This window comes from Solimonas sp. K1W22B-7 (genome assembly GCF_003428335.1).
Taxonomy (GTDB): domain Bacteria; phylum Pseudomonadota; class Gammaproteobacteria; order Nevskiales; family Nevskiaceae; genus Solimonas_A.
Genome location: NZ_CP031704.1, coordinates 3,908,813 through 3,929,145 on the forward strand (window position 1 = coordinate 3,908,813; position 20,333 = coordinate 3,929,145).

Here is a 20,333-nt window from a genome sequence, read left to right on the forward strand (position 1 = left end):
CTCGAATGACTGTCATTGTCGCCCCCTACCATTACAAATCCGTTGCTGCCCCGTGAAGCTTGATGCCCGCCATGTCCCCCTCGGAATCCGATACAGCTCCCGTCCCCTACGCCTGGTATGCCGCAGCGGCAGCGATCGTGCTGATCTTCGCGGCGCTGTTCTGGGTGAACCGCGAGGATGCTCCGCGGCCCGCGCCCAGGCCCGCCGCCGCCAGCGGCGAGACTCCTTATAAGGAGTGGCCGGCACCCGCGGCGGCGCAGCCGGCATGGCCGGCGGCGCCGGTCGCGGCGGCGGACGACGGCGACATGATCGTCGATCCCTCGGTGGCCGAGGCGGAAGAAGCGGAGAAGCATGCCGACCCGTACGAGATCAGCGAGGCGCTGGTGATGCCCGATGAAGGCAGCCGCGTACAGCCAAGCTACGCCGACATCGTCACCGCCGCCGAGGACGAACCGGAGACGCCGAAAACGGACGGCGAGGCGGAAACCGCCGTTGCGCAGTAGCCATTGCGCAGTGGCCGTTGCGCGTCGCCGCGGCACCACGATTGGCCTCTCGCCAGAGGCCAATCGCGTTTGCGGACGTACGAAATCACAAAAAGTTCAAGTCCCTGAAATCTTTGGGCTCTACCTTACGGGCGCTCGTTGAACCGAGCAGGGTGCCTACCGGGGTGGAAAGACTCTGTTTAGTTCCGATCGATTTTTGCCCGAAACCGCTTCTGTATCTCTTAGCAGTTCCTCATACCGTTCCCCAGGGAGATGTACATGAAACTGAATACCTCGTTCTGCGTGGTGGCTATTGCCGCCGCGCTGTCGGCGCAGGCGGCCGTCGCCGCTACGCCGGTCCCGCCGACCACCGTGCTGTACGGCGGCGGCGCGACCTTCCCGTCCGAAGCCTACGTCGGCCCCAGCTTCCTCAAGACGCTCGGCAACCCGCGTCGCCTGTCGCAGACCCTCGGCGTCACCGCCCCGGCCAACGTCAGCGTCAACCCGGCCGCCCTGACCGACAAGACCGCGCTGTTCGGCGCCTTCGCCGTGGTCAACCCGACCATCGGCGTGTCCTACTGCCAGACCGGCTCCGGCGTCGGCAAGGGTGCGCTGTCCGGCGCCCGCAACGCCACCGCCGATTGCGGCGACTACGGTGTCGCCGCCCCGGTGGGCTTCGCCGGCCCGACCATCGACGCCGACTTCGCCGGCAGCGACGAGCCGGTCGCCCAGTCCGACATCACGGCCTTCAACGCCAACGCCGTGGGCTCCGACCCGGCCGCCCCGCGCTCCGCCACCAAGACCTCGCTGGTGCAGATCCCGGCCGTCGCCGGCTCGATCGCGTTCGTCTACAACAACCCCTCGCTGGGCAAGAAGAAGCTCAACCTGACCCGTTCGGACGTCTGCGGCATCTTCGCCGGCACGATCACCGACTGGAGCCAGCTGACGCACACGCCGAAGGTCACCATCGCCGCCAAGCCGATCAAGGTCGTCTACCGCAGCGACAGCTCCGGCACCACCTTCAGCCTGGCCAACTTCCTGTCGCAGGCCTGCCCCTCGCTCACCCTCCCGGATGACACGGCGCAGCCGGCGAACAAGTTCCAGATGAACAAGGTGTTCACCGCGGTGGTCACCGGTGGCGTTCCGGGCGGCTCGATCCCTGCCAGCGGCAACGGCGGCATCGTCAGCACGGTTGCGATCAACGACGGTGCCATCGGCTACGCCGACATCGCCGACGGCCTGGCTCGCGCCAAGATCGCCGGCGGCCTGATCACCTATGCGACCGTGTCCTACGCCGCTGACCTGGCCAAGGAAGCGCTGGTAATTGCGCCGGAAGCTTCTGGAGTCTGCCCGGCGGGCACCTTCGGCAAGATCAAGGACGCCAACGACGGCAAGGCTGCTGGTCCGGGCAACCCGGTCGGCGGCACCACCCTGGAGCCGATCACCACCGTCCTCAACCCGAGCACCACCAAGTCGCTGAAGTTCACCTGCCCGGCCGTGACGTACAACAAGCTCGACCCCGCGAAGAACCTGGTGCCGAAGGGCTTCACCGCCATCAAGCTGACCACGCAGGCCGCCAAGGTCCTGGGCACGGTCAACGCCGCCACCGGCCGTCAGCCGCTGGCTGACATCACCGTCGGCACGCTGCCGGCTGGCGTGACCAGCTGCATCCAGACCGTCGACCCGGCCGACTACGCCCAGCCGCTGCCGGCCGCGACGAAGAAGGCCGCTGCCGACTTCGACCGCTACCCGGTGATCGCCGTGTCGTACCTGATGGGCTACACCAATGGCTACGGCGCCAAGCTGGCCGCCATCAAGTCGCTGCTGAAGGCTCCGTTCGACGCCGCCGTCCTGGGCAAGACCAAGACCATCGGCAAGGCCGCGGGCTTCCAGCCGCTGGATCTGGTCTCGGCTGCCTCGACCACGCCGGTCTTCGTCGCCAACTCGGCTGCTGCGATCGTCGACGCCTGCGTCGCCAACTAAGCAACACTCCCGCAACAAAGACTCACGCTGTCATTCAGGCCCCGGCAATCGCCGGGGCCTTTTTCTTTGCGCGGCGCACTGGACTTTGGCGCCCGGCAGGGCGTAACGTGCCGGCCGTGCGCCTCCGACCCCGCCATTCGATACTGCTTGCCCTGGCCCTGCTGCTGGGGCAATGGCTGTCGTTCGCGCACCAGCTGCAGCACCCTGCCCTCAACGGCGACGTCGATTGCGAGTTCTGCGTACATGCGCAGAACCTGGCCTCCGGCGCGCCGGCGGCCGGCAGTGCCGCACCGCAGTTCGCCGCCACGCAGGAAGCCCCCGGCGTCCTCGCCGTCGCGGTTGCGGCCTCGCGCCCCGCCGCGCTGATCCGCATCCGCGGACCACCCATGACCCTCGCCTGAACCGCCCGTACTCGCTGCAGCCCGACGGCTGCGGTCTTTCGTTCGCGTTTTATCCGAGGTTTCCATCATGTCCCGCATCACCCGCGCCACGCTCGGCGCCTGCTTTGCCCTGGGCGCGCCCTGCGCCAGCTTCTCCGCTGCCGCTGCCGACGCCGGCAACGCCTTCAATCCCAAGATCAGCCTGATCCTCAACGGCCAGTACGCGCACTACAGCTCCGACGCCGAGGCCGACGTCCCCGGCCATGTACTGGGCCCCGAAACCGAGTTCGCACCCCAGGGCTTCTCCGTGGGCGAAACCGAGCTGGCGATCGAGTCCAACATCGACGACCAGTTCCACGGCTGGGCCACGGTCGCCCTGGAAAACGAGGACGGCGAAACCGTCGTGGCGCTGGAAGAGGCCTACATCAACACGCTGGCCCTGCCGCAGGGCCTGGCGCTGAAGTTCGGCCGCTTCTTCTCCGACGTCGGCTACCAGAACCACCAGCATGCGCACGCCTGGGAATTCGCCGACGCGCCGCTGGTCTACCGCGCCTTCCTCGGCAACCAGCTGAAGGACGACGGCCTGCAGTTGCGCTGGCTCGCGCCTACGGACCTGTTCCTGGAACTGGGCGCGGAAGCCCTGCGCGGCGACGGCTTCCCCGCCGGCGACAACGGCGAGCACGACGTCGGCGCCTGGACCGCGTTCGCGCACGTCGGCGGCGATATCGGCGCCAGCAGTTCCTGGCGCGTCGGGCTCTGGCATTTCGACGGCAAGTCCAGCGACCGCCGCAGCGGCGAGGACATCGAGACCGGTTTCAGCGGCAAGAGCCGCATCAGCGGCCTGGACCTGGTCTACAAGTGGGCACCCAACGGCAACGCCAACCTGCGCAACCTGGTGCTGCAGGCCGAAGTGATGCGCCGCAGCGAAAGCGGCACGGTGGTGTCGGACCCGGACGGCGCGGCCGACAGCAGCGCCTACGACGGCGACCAGCTCGGCTGGTATGTGCAGGGCGTCTACCAGTTCATGCCGCGCTGGCGCGCGGGTCTGCGCTATGACCGCCTCTCGGCCAGCAACGACGTGAGCAACCCGGTGGCCGGCACTTCGCTGGAAACGCTGGCAAACGACGGCGAAGACCCGCAGCGCGTCTCGGCGATGCTGGATTTCTCCAACAGCGAGTTCTCGCGCATCCGCCTGCAGTTCAACCGCGACGAGTCGCGCGGCGGCAGCGACACCGACAACCAGTTGCTGGTGCAGTACATCTACAGCCTGGGCGCCCATCCGGCGCACCAGTTCTGAAGCGGAGATCCCCCATGAAACTGATCGCATCCCTTGGTCTCGCCGCTGCCCTGCTCGCGGCACAGCCGGCTTCGGCCGCCCTCAAGGTCTTCGCCTGCGAGCCCGAGTGGGGCGCGCTGGCGCTGGCGCTCGGCGGCAAGAACGTCGAGGTCTATACCGCCACCACCGCGCTGCAGGACGTGCACCGCATCCAGCCGCGGCCCAGCCTGATCGCGAAGTACCGCCAGGCCGAGCTGCTGGTCTGCACCGGCGCCGAGCTGGAGATCGGCTGGATGCCGGCGCTGGCCGAGAAGGGCAACAACCCGCGCGTGGCGCCCGGCAGCACCGGCTATTTCGAGGCGAGCCGCTACGTGCCGATGCTGGAAATTCCGGTGAAGCTGGACCGCGCGGAAGGCGACGTGCACCCCTACGGCAACCCGCATATCCAGACTTCGCCCGCGAACATCGCGCGCGTGGCCAAGCCGCTGGCCGACAAGCTGGCGGAGCTGGATGCCGCGCATGCCGCGGACTACCACGCCGCGCAGGCGCAGTTCGACACGCGCTGGCAGGCGGCGATGGCGCGATGGACCGAGAAGGCCAGGCCGCTGCAGGGCGTGGCCGTGGTCAGCGCGCACAAGTCCTGGGCGTATCTCTACCAGTGGCTGGGGCTGCGCGAGGTGGCGACGCTGGAGCCCAAGCCCGGCATCCCGCCCAGCGGCGCGCAGCTGGAAAACGTGCTGGCAACGCTGAAGACGCAGCCGGCCAAGCTGGTGGTCTACGCCGCCTACCAGGACCGCCGACCGGTGGACTGGCTGCTGCAGCGCAGCGGGCTGGCCGCGGTGGAGCTGCCGTTCTCGCCCGGCGGCGTGCCGGGCACGGATGACCTGTTCGGCACCTTCGACGTGACCATCGACCGCCTGCTGCAGGGCCTGGCCGGAGCCAAGCCTTGATGGACCTGCACTTCGACTGGTCGCTGATGGGCGCGCCGCTGCTGGCGGGCCTGCTGGTCGCCTCCACGCACGTGCTGCTGGGGCGGCGCGTGCTGGAGCGCGGCATCATCTTCATCGACCTCACCATCGCGCAGGTGGCGGCGCTGGGCGTGATCCTCGCCGGCCTGCACGGCGACGAGGGCGGCCTTGCGACGCAGTTCGCGGCGGCAGCGGCGGCGCTGGCCGCCGCCGCCCTGCTGACCTGGACCGAGCGGCGCTTCCGGCATCTGCAGGAAGCGCTGATCGGCAGCCTCTACGTGCTCTCCGCCTCGGTCGCCGTGCTGCTGCTGGCACACGATCCGCATGGCAGCGAGCACATGCAGGAACTGCTCGCCGGGCAGATCCTGTGGGTGGGCTATGGCCAGCTGTGGCCGGTGGCGATCCTCTACGCGCTGCTGCTGGCGCTGTGGTTCGCGCTGTTGCGGACACGGCCGGCGGGGTTCTACTTCCTGTTCGCGCTGGCGATCACCGCGTCGGTGCAGCTGGTCGGTGTGTACCTGGTGTTCGCCACACTGATCCTGCCGGCGATCGCGACGGCGGGCATGGGCGAGAAGCGCGGGCTGGCGGCGGGTTATGCGCTGGCCGGCGCGGCGTACGGGTTGGGATTGTGGCTGTCGGTGCCGTTCGATCTGCCGGCGGGGCCGGCGATTGTTTGTGTGCTGGCGGGGCTAACTTTTCTGACAGCAGTCATGCGTGGAGTGATGGCGCGATAGAGAGGCGGTCGCGGCCACCGGCCGCTCCTACGTCCGTTGGTAAATCGTAGGAGCGGCCGGTGGCCGCGACCTTCACAACCAGATGGCATCCCATAGCGGATAGTCCCCTACCCGCCTGACCAAACCAGCACGCAGCGGATTGGCGACGATGTAGCGCGCTACATCGCGCAGGTTCTCGTCATCGCGGATTAGGTGATCGTAGTAGCCGGGCTGCCACAGTGCGCCGGCTCTTCCGCGCTGCTGATTTACAAGCCGAGCACTCTCCGATTTCATCCGGCGCACCAGCTTGTCCAGAATGACCTGATCGCCTAGCTGCACCAGCCAATGCAGGTGATCTGGCATCAGCACCCAGGCCAACGTGGACGCGTCGCCGATGAGCGCAGGTGAATTCAGGCATTGAGCAACGATGCGCCCCAGACGAAGGTCGTTGAAGACAGGGGCTCGGTCGGAGACCGTAAACGTCAGATGGTAAGCGTGCTGCGACAAGGAAACCCGGCCCAGCCGCAGAGCCTTGTTTCCGGATTCAGCCGAATGATCCATGGATAGCATCGCGGCCACCGGCCGCTCCTACCGTAGGAGCGGCCGGTGGCCGCGACCGCTTTGGCTCAACCCTTCTTCTTCGCCTGGTTCGCCACCGCCTCGGCCGCCTTCTTCGCCGCTTCCGGATCGCCCAGGTAGCGGAACGACTTCACCGTGAGGTCGTCGTTCAGCTCGAACAGCAGCGGGATGCCGGTGGGGATGTTCAGCTCGAGGATTTCCGCGGGGGAAACGTTGTTGAGATACTTGTAGAGCGCGCGCAGCGAGTTGCCGTGGGCGGTCACCAGCACGGTCTGGCCGGCCTTGAGCTGCGGGGCGATGGCGTCGTGCCAGTAGGGCAGCACGCGGTCCAGCGTGGTCGCCAGGGACTCGGTGCCGGGCAGCGCCTGGGCGTCGAGCTTGGCGTAGCGCGGGTCGTTGGCCGGGTGGCCGGGGTTCTTGATGTCCATTGCCGGCGGCGGGATGTCGTAGGAGCGGCGCCAGACCTTGACCTGCTCCTCGCCGTGCTTGGCGGTGGTCTCGGCCTTGTCCAGGCCCTGCAGGGCGCCGTAGTGGCGCTCGTTGAGGCGCCAGGTCTTGCTCACCGGGACCCACATCTGGTCCATCACGTCCAGCGCGGTGTACATCGTGCGGATGGCGCGCTTGAGCACCGAGGTGTGGGCAACGTCGAAGTGCAGGCCTTCGGCCTTCATCAGTTCGCCGGCGGCTTTGGCCTCGCGCGCACCCTGCTCGGTGATGTCCACGTCGACCCAGCCGGTGAAGCGGTTGTCGAGGTTCCACTGGCTCTGGCCGTGGCGGAGGAGGACGAGTTTCTTGGTCATCGGTACGGTGCCTCAGGTGAAAGATTGCTTGAATGGGTGAAAGCCCCCCGGCCTCAGCCGAGGTATTTGTTCTTGACCTTCACATAGTTGTCGGCGGAGTACTTGAGCGAGGCGATCTCGTCCGGCGTGAGCTCCCGCGCCGCCTGCGCCGGCGCGCCGCGGTAAAGCCAGCCGCTCTTGAGCGTCTTGCCCGGCGTCACGGTGCTGCCGGCGGCGATGAGGACATCGTCCTCCACCACTACCTTGTCCATCACGATCACGCCCATGCCGATCAGGCAGCGGTTGCCGATGCGGCAGGCATGCAGGATCACGCCGTGGCCGATGGTCACGTCGTCGCCGATCTGCAGGTCGGCGCCGCCCGGCGAATACGGCCCGTCATGGGTGACGTGCAGCACCGAGTTGTCCTGCACGTTGCTGCGCGCACCGATGCGGATGCGGTTGACGTCGCCGCGGATCGACACCAGCGGCCACACCGAGGAGTCGTCGCCCAGCGTGACGTCGCCGATCACCTGGGCGGATTCGTCGATGTAGACGCGCTCGCCGACCCGCGGCCGGATGTTCTGGAAGGAACGGATCACGGCGAGGACATCGGCACCATCTCGATCTCCAGCGGCACGGCCTGGATATCGCTGGGCGTCTGGATCGACGGCAACTGGAAGTTGCGCTTTTCCTGGACAAAATTGGATATGTGCTCCAGAACGTCCGAGGAGACCACCCGATTCACCACCGTACTCACCGCGCCGAGGATGTTGGCGTGGCTCAGTTTCGGATAGAAGATGGTCTCGACGCTGCCGCCCTGGGCTGCAACGGCCTTGGCCAGGGAGCGGCTGTTGGCGGCCGCAACCACTTCGTCGTTTTCACCGTGCAGCAACAGCAACGGCGGATTCCGGCCATCGGCAAAAAACACCGGCTGCGACTGTTCGAACTGCTCCGGCGGCCCAAACATGTCGCGCAGGTCCGGGGCGGTGATCGGCAGGAAATTGTAGGGGCCGGCCAGGCCGATCATGCCGCGCAGCCAGGTCCGGGAGCCGCCCACCTTCTTCAGATAGGCCTCGTTCAGTGCCAGCATCGCTGCGATGTGGGCACCGGCCGAATGCCCCATCACGAACAGCTGCTCGGGGTTGCCGCCATAGGCGGCGGCGTTGTTCCTGGCCCATTTGACCGCCTTGGCGCCGTCCTCGACGAAGGCCGGGAAACGCACCTGCGGATACTTGCGGTAGTTGGGGATCACCGCGACGATGCCGCGCGAAGCCAGGGCCTGGCCGACCAGCTTGTACTCCTGCTTGTCGCCCTCGCTCCAGCGTCCGCCGTAGAAGAACACCACCACCGGCGCGTTGCGGGCGCCATCCGGGGTGTAGACGTCCGCCGTCAGGCCGGTGGCGGGGTCGAAAGGCAGGTTGATGGCCAGGTTGTAGCCCGTCGACGGGGTCAGCCCGTTGACGACGCTGAGGGAGGAACAGCCGGCCAGTAACGCCAGGGACAGCAGGATGATCAGCTTGCGCACGAGGGAAACCTTCTGGAAGAACGGGGGGATGTGCGGAAAATGAAGGGCGACATGGTAGCGTGCCCGGGCGTTTTCCCGCATCCTGTCAGCCAAATTACGGACCCCGCTGAGGCGGTTCCGGTTCCACGGGGGTGGGGATTCGCATGATCAGCAGTTTCATCTGGCTGGCTGTATTGGTCGCGGCGTTGCTGTACGGCATCGTCATCTACAACGGCCTGGTCGGCCTCAAGCACGGCGTGGCCAAGGCCTGGAGCAACATCGACGTGCTGCTCAAGCAGCGCCACGACGAGCTGCCGAAGCTGGTCGAGACCTGCAAGCAGTACATGCAGTTCGAGCGCGACACCCTGGAGAAGGTCATGCAGGCCCGCGCCGGCGCCCAGGCGGCCCGCGAGGCCGGCAGCGTCAAGGGCGTGGGCGCGGCCGAGGGCCTGATGCGCGCCGGCCTGGGCGGCATCGTCGCCACGGTGGAGGCCTACCCGGAGCTCAAGGCCAACCAGTCGATCCAGCAGCTGTTGGGCCGCATCACCGGCCTGGAAAACGCCATTTCCGATCGCCGCGAGTTCTACAACGAGAGCGTCAACGTCAACAACGTGCGCATCGAGCAGTTTCCGGACGTGGTCGTCGCCCGGCTGGCAGGCTTCAAGGGCGCCGAACTGCTGGAGTTCTCCGAGGCGGAAACCAGCGATGTCGACGTGAAGGCGCTGTTCAGCTCTTGAGCGCCACGCTGTGCGCGCGCTGCACTCCGTAGGCCTGGGCCTGCTGCTGTGGGCCATTTTCGGCCTGTTCTGCAGCTACCAGGCCGGCGAGCTGTACTTCCAGCAACGGGCCGACTCGCGCCGCATGCAGCAGGAAATCATGGCCGACCACGCCAGCTACAGCGCCCTGCTGGTCGAGCAGGGCTTCGAACCCCCTCCGACGCCCGAGCTGGACCCCTGGGCCGAGCGCCTGGATACCTGGGCGGCGCAGCTGCCGATCCCGCAACTGGCGGTCTGGCTGGGCTGCACCCTGCCGCCGGCCCTGCTGGCGCTGTGGCGCATGCTGCGGGCGCTGCGCACCGCCCGGCAGATCGAGGACGTGCCGACCTCGCGCCTGCGTGGCGCGGCACAGGGCTTCGTCGAGCTGCACGGCCGCGCCGCCGCCCTGCCGCAGGAGCAGGAGCTGCGGGCGCCGCTGTCCGGCGACGAATGCGTCTGGTGGGCCTGCCAGGTGTTCCGCCAGGAGGGCATCGGCGACAAGAAGCACTGGCGCATGACGCGCGACGACCGCAGCGAACAGCCTTTCCTGGTGGACGATGGCAGCGGCCTGGCCCTGGTGCTGCCCAGCGGCGCCGATGCCGCTTCCGTGGCCTGGCGCAGCTGGCAGCCGTCTTCGGACACCCGCTACGTCGAGGGCGTGGTCCACGCCGGCGACCCGCTCTACGTGCTGGGTGAGCTGCGCACCCTGCGGGCGCCCTGGTCGGGTGCGCCGGAGCCGGCCGCGGCCTGGCTGCCGCAGGTCGAGGCCATGGCCGGCCAGCGCTTCCCCGAGGGCGGCGAGCAGCCCGGCGCCAACACGCTGGCCCTGCCGCGCGACGGCCGGCGCTTCATCTTCTCCACCCAGCCGCAGGCCAGCCTGGTGAGCGGCGAGCGCTGGGCGGCTGCCCTCTGCCTGCTGCTGTTCCTGGCGCTGACACCGCCGGCCCTGATGGCGCTGGTGGGCGCCTGGGGACACATCGAGTACTACTACCTCTCATGACCGGGTTCCTCGAATCGCTGGCCACCGGGATCCGCCAGGCCGATGCCGGCGAGTTCTGGTTCTGGACCTGCGCACTGGGCGTCGCCTCGCTGCTGCTGCTGGGCCTGGCCTTCCGCCAGCTGCGCCAGTCGCGCCTGATCCAGGACACGCCGGTATCGCGCATCCGCTCCGCGGCGCAGGGCTACGTGCACCTGCAGGGCCACGCCTGCCTGCTGCCCGGCCCGGAAATCCTCTCGCCGCTGAGCCGCGAACGCTGCTGCTGGTGGTGGTATCGCGTCGAGCGGCTGGAAACCACCTATCGCAACGGCAAGCGCAGCACAGAGTGGGTGACGGTGGAAGCCGACACCAGCGGCGAGCTGTTCCAGCTGTCCGACGAAACCGGCGACTGCATCGTCGACCCCGCCGGAGCCACCGTGTATCCCAGCATCGAGCGCCGATGGCGCGGCCACACGCAGCGGCCCGGCAGCGGCCCCGGCAAGCGCAGCTGGTTCGGCGGCGGCGACTATCGCTACAGCGAGAAGCTGGTGAGGACCGGCGACTACCTGTTCGCGCTCGGCCAGTTCCGCTCGCAGGGCAGCGAGCAGCAGTTCGACGAGAGCAATGAAGTGCGCGAGCTGCTGGCCGAATGGAAGGCCGACCGCGTAGCGCTGCTGGGCCGCTTCGACGCCGACCGCAACGGCGAGATCGACCAGCACGAATGGGAAGCCGTGCGCCGCGCCGCGATCGACGCGGTGCGCAGCCGCCAGCTGCAGCACTCTCTGGATCCCGACATCCACGTGCTGGATCGCAGCCGCGACGGCCGGCCCTTCCTGTTGTCCACGCTCAGCGTCGCGCAACTGGTGAAACGCCAGCGGATCACGGTGTTTTTCAGCCTGCTGGGCTTCCTGGCCCTGGGCTGCGCGGCGATTTTCGCCCTGCAGGCGCGGGGGCTGGCTGGAAACTGATTTGTTTTATTATATTTAAATTTACTTATTTTATATAAATAAAATCACAATCCGGCGATACCTGCCGCCTGTGGGCAGTCCGCAAAATTCCGCTCCGAAACAACCTCCTGCGGGAATGGCCGCAAAGATGCCTCGTCCGCGGGGCTTGAAGGGGGGGACAATAGCGCCCAAGTAGTCGCTCTCCCCGCCACCTTCAGACCCATGACCAACCCCCTGCTTTCCGCCGCGGGCCTCACGCCCCTCCCCGTCTTCGACCAGGTCCTGCCCGCCCATGCGGAGCCGGCGATCGACGCCGTGCTGGAGCGCAACCGTGCGGAACTCGAGACGCTGCTGGCGAACAACGCGCAGCCGAGCTGGGACAGCCTGATCGAACCGCTGGAGGAAATGGGCGACCGCGTGCATCGTGCCTGGGGCCCGGTGTCGCACCTGTTCAGCGTCACCAGCACCGCCGAATGGCGCGCCGCGTTCAATGCCTGCCTGCCCAAGGTCACGGAGTACGGCATCGAGCTGTCGCAGTCGGAGCCGATGTACCGCGCCTACCAGGCGCTGGCCGACAGCGCGGAGTTCAAGACCTACGGCTTCGCCCGCCGCAAGGTGATCAACGACGCGCTGCGCGACTTCAAGCTCTCCGGCATCGCACTGCCGCCCGAGCAGAAGGCGCGCTACAAGGACATCAGCCTGCGCCTGTCGGAACTGCAGACCAAGTTCGAAGAACACCTGATGGACGCGATCCAGGCCTGGAGCAAGCCCGTCACGGATGGCGCGCTGCTCGACGGCATGACCGAGGCGGCGAAGCAGTCGGCCGCCGACAAGGCCAGGGCCAAGGGCCTGGAAGGCTGGCTGCTGACGCTGGACTTCCCCAGCTACGACGCCGTCATCACCTACGCCAGCAACCGCGAACTGCGCCGCGAACTGTACGAGGCCTACGCCACGCGCGCCTCCAACCAGGGCCCGCTGGCCAGGCAGTTCGACAACAGCGAACTGATGGAAGAGATCCTCAAGCTGCGCCACGAGCAGGCGCAGCAGCTGGGCTTCCGCAATTTCGCCGAGGTGTCGCTGGCCACCAAGATGGCCGAGTCGCCGGACGAGGTGGAGCAGTTCCTGCTCGACCTGGCCCAGCGCGCCAGGCCGCGCGCGCAGGCCGAGGTGGACGAGCTCAAGGCCTTCGCCAACCGGCTCGACGGCGTCAACGACCTGCAGCCCTGGGACTCCGCCTACTACGCCGAGAAGCTCAAGGAGCAGAAGCTGGGCCTGTCGGAAGAGGAGCTGCGCCCCTACTTCCCGCTGCCCGGCGTGGTGCAGGGCATGTTCGACCTGGTCACGCGCATCTACGGCATCCAGGTGGAGCCGGCGACGGACGTGCCGGTGTGGCATGCCGACGTGACGACCTATGCGCTGAAGAGCGCGGACGGCCGCCAGTTCGGCATGTTCTACCTGGACCCCTACGCGCGCCCGGAAAAGCGCAGCGGCGCCTGGATGGACGAGTGCGTCAACCGCCGCCACACGCCCTCGGGCCTGCAGCAGCCGGTGGCCTACCTGGTATGCAACTTCACGCCGCCCCTGGCGGGCCAGCCGGCCCTGCTGACGCACGACGAAACGCTGACGCTGTTCCATGAATTCGGCCACGGCCTGCACCACCTGCTGACCCAGGTCGACGAGGCCTCGGTCGCCGGCATCCACGGCGTGGCCTGGGATGCGGTGGAACTGCCGAGCCAGTTCATGGAGAACTGGTGCTACGACCCGGCGACGCTGCGCGGTTTCGCGCGTCACTGGCAGACCGGCGCGCCGATGCCGGAGGAACTGATCGCCAAGCTGCGCGGCAGCCGCTCCTTCCTCACCGGCCTGGCCAACGTGCGGCAGATGGAGTTCTCGCTGTTCGACCTGCGCCTGCACCGCGACTACGACCCGGCGCAGGGCGGCCGCGTGCTGGAAACGCTGGACGCGGTGCGCGACATCGTCGCGGTGATGCGTCCGCCGTCGTTCAACCGCATGCCCTGGAGCTTCAGCCACATCTTCGCCGGCGGCTATGCCGCGGGCTACTACAGCTACAAGTGGGCCGAGGTGCTGTCGGCCGATGCCTTCGCCGCGTTCGAGGAAAGCAACTTCGCGGCCGAGACCGGCCACAAGTTCCGCGACACGATCCTGGCGCAGGGCGGGTCCAAGGAGGCGATGGAGCTGTTCGTGGAGTTCCGCGGCCGCAAGCCCAGCATCGAGCCGCTGCTGCGGCATACGGGACTGCTGGAAGCGGCGTAGGCAGTACCCCATCCGCTCCCGGCCGGGGGAGCGGATGGTGACAGTTTCGCAGTGGGCCGAGCCCCCTCTTCCGCCATGGGGCTTCCTCCGGTCACCCGCGGAAGAGGGGGTTTTGCTTTTCCTGTCCCAGGAAAAGCAGTCCGCAAATGAACGCCAATAAACGCGAATGAAAGCAGCCGCTTCGGCTGTATTTGCGTTGCTTCGCGTTCATTTGCGGACTGCATTGTTCTTTCAAGAGGCGCAAAAAAGGGGCGCTTGCGCGCCCCGAAGGCTGCTACCACTGCGAAGAAGTCAGTTGAGACGCGTGATGCGGTTCTGCGGCCCCGGCGCCAGCGGCGTCCTGGCCCTGAAGTAGTCCACCAGTGCATCGATGTCCTGCGCGCCGCCAAGGCGCTCGCTGCCGCTGGCCAGCACGAAGAAGCGATCGCCGCCGGTGGCCAGGAAGCTGTTGACGGTCACGCGGTAGCTGGCGGCCGGGTCCACCGCGACGCCGTTGATGCGGATCGTGGCGGGGTCCACCTTGGCGCCCACCGCCGCGGCGTTGTCCCAGCTGTAGCTGAAACCCGCCGAGATCTGGAGAAAGCGGCTCTGGCCGACCGCCGGGTTGTCGAACTGCTGCTCCAGCAGCGTGTCGATCTGGGCGCCGGTCAGCGTCATCGTCACCAGGCTGTTGCCGAAGGGCTGCACCGTGAAGGCCTCGCCGTAGGTCACTTCACCGGCCTTCTCGCCGCCGCTGATCTGGCTGGCGACAAAGTCGGCGCGGATGCCGCCCGGGTTCATGAAGGCCGCCACGGCATTGCCCTTGCCGGCGGCCCTGGTCGCCTCCAGCTGCGCGTCGGCGATGACATCGCCCAGCGCGCTTTCACCGGCGGTGTTGGCGGCGCGCGTCATGTCGCCGGTGATCGCGCCGATGAGCCGGTCCTGCAGCGGCTTGGTCAGCGTGTTGTAGCGCGCCACCAGCGCCTCCACCGCGGCGTCCGGCGTCACCGTGGGATAGCTCGACGGCTTGGGATTGGGCGCGGTGTTGTTGACCACCACCAGGTTCTTCGCATCGCTGGCGACGACATCGCCGCTGGCGGTGTCCAGCGTCAGGTCGATGGTGGTCAGGTAGCGGCCGTTGGCGCCGGCGCTGGTATAGGGCACTTCCTTGTCGTTCTTGAGCTTGCCCTTGCAGAGATAGGCCCAGTGCGTGTGACCGCTGACGACGGCGTCGATCTCGGCGTCCAGCTTCGGCAGGATCGCCAGCAGCTCGCCGTTGACCCCGGGGCAGGACTTGTCGTTGAAGGCGCCGGTGGTGAAGGCGCCCTGGTGGATCAGCACGACGATGGCGCGCACGCCCTGCGCCTTGAGTTCCGCCACCGCGGCATTGGCCGCCTCGGCCTCGTCGCGGAACTCCAGGCCGGCGACGCCGGCGGGCGTGACGATGGTCGGGGTTTCCTTCAGCACCAGGCCGATGAAGCCGACCTTGAGCTTCTTGCCGCCGACGTCGAACTCCTTGGTGGCGTAGGCCGGGAACAGCGGCCGGGTGGTGGCGCTGTCGACGACGTTGGCCGCGAGGTATTTGTAGCTGGCGCCGGCGAAGCGGCCGTTCTGGCAGGTACCGCTGTCCTCCGGCTGGAAGCAGCCGCCGGCCTGCATGCGCTGGATCTCGGCCTTGCCCTTGTCGAACTCGTGGTTGCCGACCGAGGAGAACTCCAGGCCGGCGAGGTTCAGCGCCTCGATGGTCGGCTCGTCGCGGAACAGCGCGGAAACCAGCGGCGTGGCGCCGATCAGGTCGCCGGCGGCCACCACGACGTTGAGCGGATTTTTCGCCTTCTCCTGCGCCACCAGGGTCGCCAGCCAGGCCGCGCCGCCGCCCGGCAGCGCCACTGTCTTCGTCGGGTCACCCGGATCCGGCACGCTGGTGTTGCCCGGGGGGTTCAGCGTGCCATGGAAGTCGTTGAGGCCGATCAGCTTGATCGTGGCCTGGGCCGGCACCTCGGTGACCGGCTCCGCGCCGGAACCGTTGTCGTCGTCGCAGGCGGACAGGGACAGGGCGGCCAGGGCCGCGAACAGGAGAGCGCGCATCGTGGAAATCCTTTTCGAAGATCGCAGGGAAGCTGTGCGGCAACATAGGCGCCGCATGTTGCGCGCGGGTGTCCGATTCGTTGCAGCCGCCCTGATGCTCGCTGCCGCCGCCTGCCAGTCGCCGGAGCGCCAGCTGATGCGGCAACTCGAGCAAGGGCGCACATCGGTACTTCCCTGTGCCGAGCAACTCCACGACTCGGCCGATGAGTTCCGCGACTGCATCCGCTACCGCGCCGGCCTGGCGCGGAACCCCGAGCAGCGCCTGGGTGCGCTGTTCTACGGCTGGGTGGTCGCGGACTCCGCGGCGATGTTCTCGGTGCCCGAGGCCGAACCGGTGGCTGCGCAGCTGGCGCGCGAGGCCGAGTCCCTGCGCCGGCAGCTGGCGATCGACGACGGGCCGCTGTGCCGCCTGGCCGAGGCCCCTTGCCCGCGCCTGCAGGCCCGGCGCGCCTCTGCCCTGAAGCCGGAGTAGGGAACCTGGGGGCGGAGTAGGGAACATGGGGCAGCCTGCTTTAGACTTCGTCACCCCCGAAGCCCGTCCCGCCATGAAAATCGCCACCTGGAACGTCAACAGCCTGCGCGTCCGCCTGCCGCACCTGCTCGACTGGCTCAAAGCCGCCGAACCGGACGTGGTCGGCATCCAGGAAACCAAGTGCGTCGACGAGCAGTTCCCCTTTGCGGCGCTGGAAGCGGCCGGCTATTTCGCGGTGCACAACGGCCAGAAGACCTATAACGGCGTGGCCCTGCTGTCGCGCCAGCCGATGACCGAGGTCTGCCGCGACATGCACTGCTTCGCCGACGAGCAGCGCCGGGTGATCGCGGCTACGGTCGACGGGGTGCGGGTGGTCAATGTCTATGTCGTCAACGGCCAGGCCGTGGGCAGCGAGAAGTACGACTACAAGCTGCGCTGGCTCGCCGGCCTGCGCCAGTACCTTGCCGAAGAAATTCAGAAATATCCGAGACTTGCGGTGACCGGCGATTACAACATCGCGCCCGCGCCGGAAGACACCCATGACCCGGCGGTGTGGGAGGGCGGCATCCTCTGTTCCGAGCCGGAGCGCGCCTGCTTCCGCGGGTTGCTGGACCTGGGGTTGAAGGACAGCTTCCGGCTGTTCGACCACCCCCCGGGCACCTTCACCTGGTGGGACTACCGCCAGGCCGGCTTCCGCCGCAACCTGGGCCTGCGCATCGACCATATCCTGGCCTCGGAAGCCCTGGTGGCCGGCTGCAGCGGGGTCCAGGTCCACCTGGAACCCCGCCGGCTGGAACGTCCGTCGGACCACGCCCCGGTTGTGGCGGAATTCACACTAGGAATGTGAGCCCCATCACATTTGCAGGGCCCCGTTAGAGGGCTATGATGGGGCCATGACAACCCCCCCTTGGGGGGAGGAGCCTATGAGCCTGCTGCGTAAAAGGCGCAACCACTACGACGTCACCGACACCGTGAGGATCTCGCATCCAGACGAGGTCAGGGACGCTGTTTGCGGAATCATCGGCAGCCTGTATCCCACGATGGACCTGCAGCCCCTGCACGAGGGCTTCGAGGTCTTCACCCAGCTCTATGCCGGCACCCTGCCGGGCTACCTGGGCTGCGACACCTGGTACCACGACGCCCAGCACAGCATGGACTGCGCCCTGGCGATGGCGCGGTTGCTGGATGGCTACGAGCGCAATGTGCCGGCCGCCCAGCGCCTGGGCGAGCGCCGCACCCAGCTCGGCATCCTGATCGCGCTGTTCCACGACGCCGGCTACATCCGCAAGAGCAGCGACGCGGCCTGGAACGGCGCCGAATTCACGCTCAACCACGTGCGCCGCAGCGGCGAGTTCCTGGCCGATTTCCTGCCGAAGGTCGGCTTCGCCGACGCGGTGGAACTGACGCGCCAGGTGGTGCACTTCACCGGCTACGAAATCGCGCTGGACAAGATCCGCGTGCGCCATCCGAAGGACCGCATGCTGGGCTTCATGCTCGGCAGCGCCGACATCATCGCGCAGACCTCGGACCGCTGTTACCTGGAGAAGTGCAAGACCTACCTGTTCCGCGAGTTCGTGATCTGCGGCATGGCCGGCGCCGGCATTCCGGGCGGGCCCAAGGTCATGTACCCGCAGGTCGAGGACCTGCTGCGCAACACGCCGGAGTTCAACAGGAAGCTCTGGGAGGAGCGCCTCGACGGCTACTTCCAGGGCGTGTACCGCTACATGGACCACCATTTCGGCGGCAGCAACCCCTACGTCGAGCAGATCGACGCGCACCTGCGCCTGATCCGGCGCCTGGGCAGGAGCGGCCGCTTCGACCGGCTGGCGCGACGCCCGCAGGCGATCGCGGCCAAGGAACTGCGCGAGATCGCGGGGCTCAATCCGCCGCCGGCGTCGAAGAAACCGCGCAGCGAGATGCGGCGGGCGGCCTGAGGCCACCGCCAAAGCGTTTCAGTCCGCAAATACACGCAAATGAACGCGAATCCCGCGTTTTTCATTTGCGTTGATTCGCGTTCATTTGCGAACTGCCGGATGTTTTTTACCGCTGCTGCACCAAGCCCGCCCCCACCGCGCGCGGATCGGCCGCCGCATCCAGCTTGTTCGCTGCGGGATCCCAGCTGACCAGCTGCAGGTTGCCGTAGCTGCCCGGCACCAGGTTGAGGCTGTCGGGCCCCAGCTGTTTCAGCACATGCCCCATCGCCCTGAGCTGTGCCTGCTGCGCTTCCGGCAGCGCCCCGGGCTCGAACTGCACCACGTCCGGCAGGTACTGGTGGTGGTAGCGCGGCAGCGCGGCGATTTCGGCCGCGGACAGGCCGTCGATCCAGCCGAGGATGCCCAGCGCCACCATGGTGATGATGCGGCTGCCGCCCGGGGTGCCGATCACCAGCGCGCCGCGCGGCCCCTCGACGAAGGTCGGGGTCATCGACGACAGCGGCCGCTTGCCCGGCGCGATGCGGTTGGGCACCGAGCCGATCAGCCCGTAGGCGTTGCTCGCCGCGGTGGCGGCGGAGAAGTCGTCCATCTCGTCGTTGAGGAACAGCCCGGTGCCGGGCACGACGAAGCCGGAGCCGAACGGCAGGTTGATCGACAGCGTCGCGGCGGCGCGGTTGCCGTCGCGATCGATCACCGAGATATGCGTGGTGTTGCCGCCCTCGGGCGAGGCCGGCAGCGTGGCGCTGGGCGTGGCGCGGTCGGGGCGGATGCTGGCGGCCAGCCGCAGCGCATGCTCGCGCGAACTGAGCCGGCTCACCGGGATGTCGACGAAGTCCGGGTCGCCCAGCCAGGTGGCACGGTCACGGTAGGCGCGGCGCATGGCCTCGATCATCAGGTGCCGCGAGGCGATGGAGCCATCGTCGGTCCAGCCCAGGGCCTCGAGCTGCTGGAAGATCTGCGCCAGGCCGATGCCGCCGGCCGAGGGCGGCGGCGCGGTGACGATGCGGTAGTCGCGGAACCAGGTGACCAGCGGCGGCCGCTCGACCACGCGGTAGCGGCGCAGGTCTTCCTCGGCCCAGATGCCGCCGGCGGCACGCACGCCGGCCACCAGCCTGCGCGCTACCTCGCCCTCGTAGAAGCCCGCCAGGCCCTGCTGCGCCACGGCCTTGAGCACGCGCGCCAGGTCCGGCTGGCGCAGCCGGTCGCCGGCCTGCAGCGGCTTGCCGCCCGGGGCCAGGATGTCGCGTGCCGCGGGCGACAGGCGCGCCAGGTTGCCCTGGATGGTCGCCGCCAGCTTGGCGTCGACGACAAAACCGTCCGAGGCGTAGCGGATCGCCGGCGCCAGCAGGCGCTCCAGCGGCAGGCGGCCGTAGGTGTCGGCGATGTGCACCAGCGCCGCCGGCTCGCCGGGGATGCCGGCGCCGAGCGCGCCGTCGCGCGAGCGTGCCGCCACCGCGGTGCCGTCGGCTGCCTGGAACATGCGCTCGCTGGCCGCCGCCGGCGCCGTTTCGCGGCCATCGACGAAGGTCTCGCCGCCGTCCTCCTCGCGGTGCAGCAGCCAGAAACCGCCGCCGCCCAGGCCCGAGCCGGTGGGTTCGGTCACCGCGATCGCGGCGCTGGCCGCCACCACCGCGTCGAAGGCATTGCCGCCCTCGCGCAGCACTTCCAGGCAGGCCTCGGTGGCCAGCGGGTGGGCGGTGGCGCAGGCGTCGCCGGGCAGGTCCGCGGCGCGGGCCGGCAGGACCAGGCAGAGCAGCAGGAGTGCGGGACGCTTCATGAGACCAGGCGGGTGAGCTTGTGGTACTTGGCCATCAGCTGCTCCGGGCTTTCGACATGGTCGGGGTCCAGCGGAATGCAGGCCACCGGGCAGACGTCCTGGCACTGCGGGGAGGCGTGGTGCCCCACGCACTCGGTGCACAGCCCGGGGTCGATCTCGTAGATCTCCACGCCCTGCGAAATGGCCTGGTTCGGACAAACCGGCTCACAGACGTCGCAGTTGATGCACTCGTGGGTGATCTTGAGGGCCATGCAGGTATTTTACCCTCCCGGGCGTCGGGAAGTTCCCACCCTGCCTCCAATACCCGCGGAACCATGAACGGCAGCAGCGACTTGCTCGCGGCCGGGGGGGGCGCCCGGCTGTCGCCGGCATCCCTGAACTCAGGTACCGGGGGATCAAGCCCCAGGTCGCGAGCAAGCTCGCTCCTGCAAGTGCTAGGCGCTGAGAATCATCTCCGCCGCCTTCTC

General features: G+C 68.1%; 20 protein-coding genes. 13 read left to right on the forward strand and 7 right to left on the reverse strand.

Annotated features, from left to right (window positions below; genetic code table 11):
- Nucleotides 1–71 precede the first annotated feature (71 nt).
- The 6 genes from D0B54_RS17520 to D0B54_RS17545 all read left to right on the forward strand — a co-directional run bounded on the left by D0B54_RS17520 (nt 72) and on the right by D0B54_RS17545 (nt 5,823).
- A complete protein-coding gene (locus D0B54_RS17520) occupies nt 72–503 on the forward strand; it encodes a hypothetical protein (RefSeq protein ID WP_162932511.1) in 432 nt (143 codons plus the stop codon).
- Nucleotides 504–761: 258 nt separating this feature from the next.
- Nucleotides 762–2,465, forward strand: coding sequence for a substrate-binding domain-containing protein (locus D0B54_RS17525; RefSeq protein WP_162932512.1), 1,704 nt, complete (start codon nt 762–764; stop codon nt 2,463–2,465).
- 116 nt (nt 2,466–2,581) lie between these two features.
- The gene (locus tag D0B54_RS17530; protein ID WP_162932513.1) at nt 2,582–2,866 is read left to right on the forward strand and encodes a hypothetical protein; all 285 of its coding nucleotides are present in this window, start codon (nt 2,582–2,584) and stop codon (nt 2,864–2,866) included.
- Nucleotides 2,867–2,933: 67 nt separating this feature from the next.
- Nucleotides 2,934–4,142: a hypothetical protein gene (locus D0B54_RS17535; protein WP_117292588.1), complete on the forward strand. Its 1,209-nt coding sequence runs from the start codon at nt 2,934–2,936 to the stop codon at nt 4,140–4,142.
- Between the two features lie 14 nt (nt 4,143–4,156).
- Nucleotides 4,157–5,071, forward strand: coding sequence for a metal ABC transporter solute-binding protein, Zn/Mn family (locus D0B54_RS17540; RefSeq protein ID WP_117292590.1), 915 nt, complete (start codon nt 4,157–4,159; stop codon nt 5,069–5,071).
- A complete protein-coding gene (locus D0B54_RS17545; RefSeq protein WP_117292592.1) occupies nt 5,071–5,823 on the forward strand; it encodes a metal ABC transporter permease in 753 nt (250 codons plus the stop codon). The genes D0B54_RS17540 and D0B54_RS17545 overlap by 1 nt, the downstream gene beginning before the upstream one ends.
- 72 nt (nt 5,824–5,895) lie before the next feature.
- On the opposite strand, the gene D0B54_RS17550 is transcribed toward D0B54_RS17545, so the two are convergent.
- The 4 genes from D0B54_RS17550 to D0B54_RS17565 are packed head-to-tail and all read right to left on the reverse strand — an operon-like array spanning nt 5,896 to nt 8,685.
- Entirely contained in the window at nt 5,896–6,372 is a 477-nt protein-coding gene (locus D0B54_RS17550; RefSeq protein ID WP_240433652.1) for an REP-associated tyrosine transposase, read from the reverse strand.
- Nucleotides 6,373–6,428: 56 nt separating this feature from the next.
- The gene (gene gpmA / locus D0B54_RS17555) at nt 6,429–7,181 is read right to left on the reverse strand and encodes a 2,3-diphosphoglycerate-dependent phosphoglycerate mutase (RefSeq protein ID WP_117292594.1); all 753 of its coding nucleotides are present in this window, start codon (nt 7,179–7,181) and stop codon (nt 6,429–6,431) included.
- Between the two features lie 53 nt (nt 7,182–7,234).
- The gene (locus D0B54_RS17560; RefSeq protein WP_117292596.1) at nt 7,235–7,759 is read right to left on the reverse strand and encodes a gamma carbonic anhydrase family protein; all 525 of its coding nucleotides are present in this window, start codon (nt 7,757–7,759) and stop codon (nt 7,235–7,237) included.
- Complete coding sequence (locus tag D0B54_RS17565; RefSeq protein WP_240433459.1) at nt 7,756–8,685, reverse strand: alpha/beta hydrolase; 930 nt, start codon at nt 8,683–8,685, stop codon at nt 7,756–7,758. The genes D0B54_RS17560 and D0B54_RS17565 overlap by 4 nt, the downstream gene beginning before the upstream one ends.
- 143 nt (nt 8,686–8,828) lie before the next feature.
- On the opposite strand from D0B54_RS17565, the gene D0B54_RS17570 reads away from it, so the two are divergent.
- The 4 genes from D0B54_RS17570 to D0B54_RS17585 all read left to right on the forward strand — a co-directional run bounded on the left by D0B54_RS17570 (nt 8,829) and on the right by D0B54_RS17585 (nt 13,616).
- Nucleotides 8,829–9,401, forward strand: a complete 573-nt coding sequence (locus D0B54_RS17570; RefSeq protein WP_117292600.1) for a LemA family protein — start codon at nt 8,829–8,831, stop codon at nt 9,399–9,401.
- A gap of 10 nt (nt 9,402–9,411) precedes the next feature.
- Nucleotides 9,412–10,419, forward strand: coding sequence for a hypothetical protein (locus D0B54_RS17575; protein ID WP_117292602.1), 1,008 nt, complete (start codon nt 9,412–9,414; stop codon nt 10,417–10,419).
- Entirely contained in the window at nt 10,416–11,363 is a 948-nt protein-coding gene (locus D0B54_RS17580) for a GIDE domain-containing protein (RefSeq protein WP_117292604.1), read from the forward strand. The genes D0B54_RS17575 and D0B54_RS17580 overlap by 4 nt, the downstream gene beginning before the upstream one ends.
- A 201-nt stretch (nt 11,364–11,564) precedes the next feature.
- Nucleotides 11,565–13,616: a M3 family metallopeptidase gene (locus D0B54_RS17585; RefSeq protein WP_117292606.1), complete on the forward strand. Its 2,052-nt coding sequence runs from the start codon at nt 11,565–11,567 to the stop codon at nt 13,614–13,616.
- A 291-nt stretch (nt 13,617–13,907) separates the two neighbouring features.
- Here D0B54_RS17585 and D0B54_RS17590 read toward each other — a convergent pair whose 3' ends face one another.
- Nucleotides 13,908–15,683 (reverse strand): bifunctional metallophosphatase/5'-nucleotidase, encoded by a 1,776-nt coding sequence (locus tag D0B54_RS17590; protein ID WP_117292608.1) that lies wholly within the window; start codon nt 15,681–15,683, stop codon nt 13,908–13,910.
- Nucleotides 15,684–15,777: 94 nt separating this feature from the next.
- Between D0B54_RS17590 and D0B54_RS17595 the strand changes: the two genes are divergently transcribed.
- From D0B54_RS17595 to D0B54_RS17605, 3 genes are all read left to right on the forward strand, one after another.
- On the forward strand, nt 15,778–16,155 hold the full coding sequence (locus tag D0B54_RS17595; protein ID WP_117292610.1) for a hypothetical protein: 378 nt from the start codon (nt 15,778–15,780) through the stop codon (nt 16,153–16,155).
- Between the two features lie 73 nt (nt 16,156–16,228).
- Entirely contained in the window at nt 16,229–17,002 is a 774-nt protein-coding gene (gene xth, locus D0B54_RS17600) for an exodeoxyribonuclease III (RefSeq protein WP_117292612.1), read from the forward strand.
- Nucleotides 17,003–17,078: 76 nt separating this feature from the next.
- Nucleotides 17,079–18,089 carry a hypothetical protein gene (locus tag D0B54_RS17605; protein WP_117292614.1) on the forward strand — a complete coding sequence of 337 codons (1,011 nt, stop codon included), beginning with the start codon at nt 17,079–17,081 and terminating at the stop codon, nt 18,087–18,089.
- A gap of 106 nt (nt 18,090–18,195) precedes the next feature.
- Here the strand turns inward: D0B54_RS17605 and ggt are convergent, their stop codons facing one another.
- Together ggt and D0B54_RS17615 are read right to left on the reverse strand one after the other, a co-directional pair.
- Nucleotides 18,196–19,866 (reverse strand): gamma-glutamyltransferase, encoded by a 1,671-nt coding sequence (ggt, locus tag D0B54_RS17610; RefSeq protein WP_117292615.1) that lies wholly within the window; start codon nt 19,864–19,866, stop codon nt 18,196–18,198.
- Entirely contained in the window at nt 19,863–20,117 is a 255-nt protein-coding gene (locus tag D0B54_RS17615) for a YfhL family 4Fe-4S dicluster ferredoxin (RefSeq protein WP_117292617.1), read from the reverse strand. Before D0B54_RS17615 ends, ggt begins: the two co-directional genes overlap by 4 nt.
- Nucleotides 20,118–20,333 lie beyond the last annotated feature (216 nt).

What these genes read in the sequence shown, in the direction of transcription:
- xth (WP_117292612.1), top strand. Translation starts at nt 16,229, where the DNA reads ATGAAAATCGCCACCTGGAACGTCAACAGCCTGCGCGTCCGCCTGCCG.
- D0B54_RS17615 (WP_117292617.1), bottom strand. Translation starts at nt 20,117, where the DNA reads ATGGCCCTCAAGATCACCCACGAGTGCATCAACTGCGACGTCTGTGAG.
- D0B54_RS17540 (WP_117292590.1), top strand. Translation starts at nt 4,157, where the DNA reads ATGAAACTGATCGCATCCCTTGGTCTCGCCGCTGCCCTGCTCGCGGCA.
- D0B54_RS17535 (WP_117292588.1), top strand. Translation starts at nt 2,934, where the DNA reads ATGTCCCGCATCACCCGCGCCACGCTCGGCGCCTGCTTTGCCCTGGGC.
- D0B54_RS17545 (WP_117292592.1), top strand. Translation starts at nt 5,071, where the DNA reads ATGGACCTGCACTTCGACTGGTCGCTGATGGGCGCGCCGCTGCTGGCG.
- D0B54_RS17520 (WP_162932511.1), top strand. Translation starts at nt 72, where the DNA reads ATGTCCCCCTCGGAATCCGATACAGCTCCCGTCCCCTACGCCTGGTAT.
- D0B54_RS17580 (WP_117292604.1), top strand. Translation starts at nt 10,416, where the DNA reads ATGACCGGGTTCCTCGAATCGCTGGCCACCGGGATCCGCCAGGCCGAT.
- D0B54_RS17550 (WP_240433652.1), bottom strand. Translation starts at nt 6,372, where the DNA reads ATGCTATCCATGGATCATTCGGCTGAATCCGGAAACAAGGCTCTGCGG.
- D0B54_RS17570 (WP_117292600.1), top strand. Translation starts at nt 8,829, where the DNA reads ATGATCAGCAGTTTCATCTGGCTGGCTGTATTGGTCGCGGCGTTGCTG.
- gpmA (WP_117292594.1), bottom strand. Translation starts at nt 7,181, where the DNA reads ATGACCAAGAAACTCGTCCTCCTCCGCCACGGCCAGAGCCAGTGGAAC.
- D0B54_RS17590 (WP_117292608.1), bottom strand. Translation starts at nt 15,683, where the DNA reads ATGCGCGCTCTCCTGTTCGCGGCCCTGGCCGCCCTGTCCCTGTCCGCC.
- D0B54_RS17595 (WP_117292610.1), top strand. Translation starts at nt 15,778, where the DNA reads ATGCTCGCTGCCGCCGCCTGCCAGTCGCCGGAGCGCCAGCTGATGCGG.
- D0B54_RS17585 (WP_117292606.1), top strand. Translation starts at nt 11,565, where the DNA reads ATGACCAACCCCCTGCTTTCCGCCGCGGGCCTCACGCCCCTCCCCGTC.
- D0B54_RS17525 (WP_162932512.1), top strand. Translation starts at nt 762, where the DNA reads ATGAAACTGAATACCTCGTTCTGCGTGGTGGCTATTGCCGCCGCGCTG.
- D0B54_RS17605 (WP_117292614.1), top strand. Translation starts at nt 17,079, where the DNA reads ATGAGCCTGCTGCGTAAAAGGCGCAACCACTACGACGTCACCGACACC.
- ggt (WP_117292615.1), bottom strand. Translation starts at nt 19,866, where the DNA reads ATGAAGCGTCCCGCACTCCTGCTGCTCTGCCTGGTCCTGCCGGCCCGC.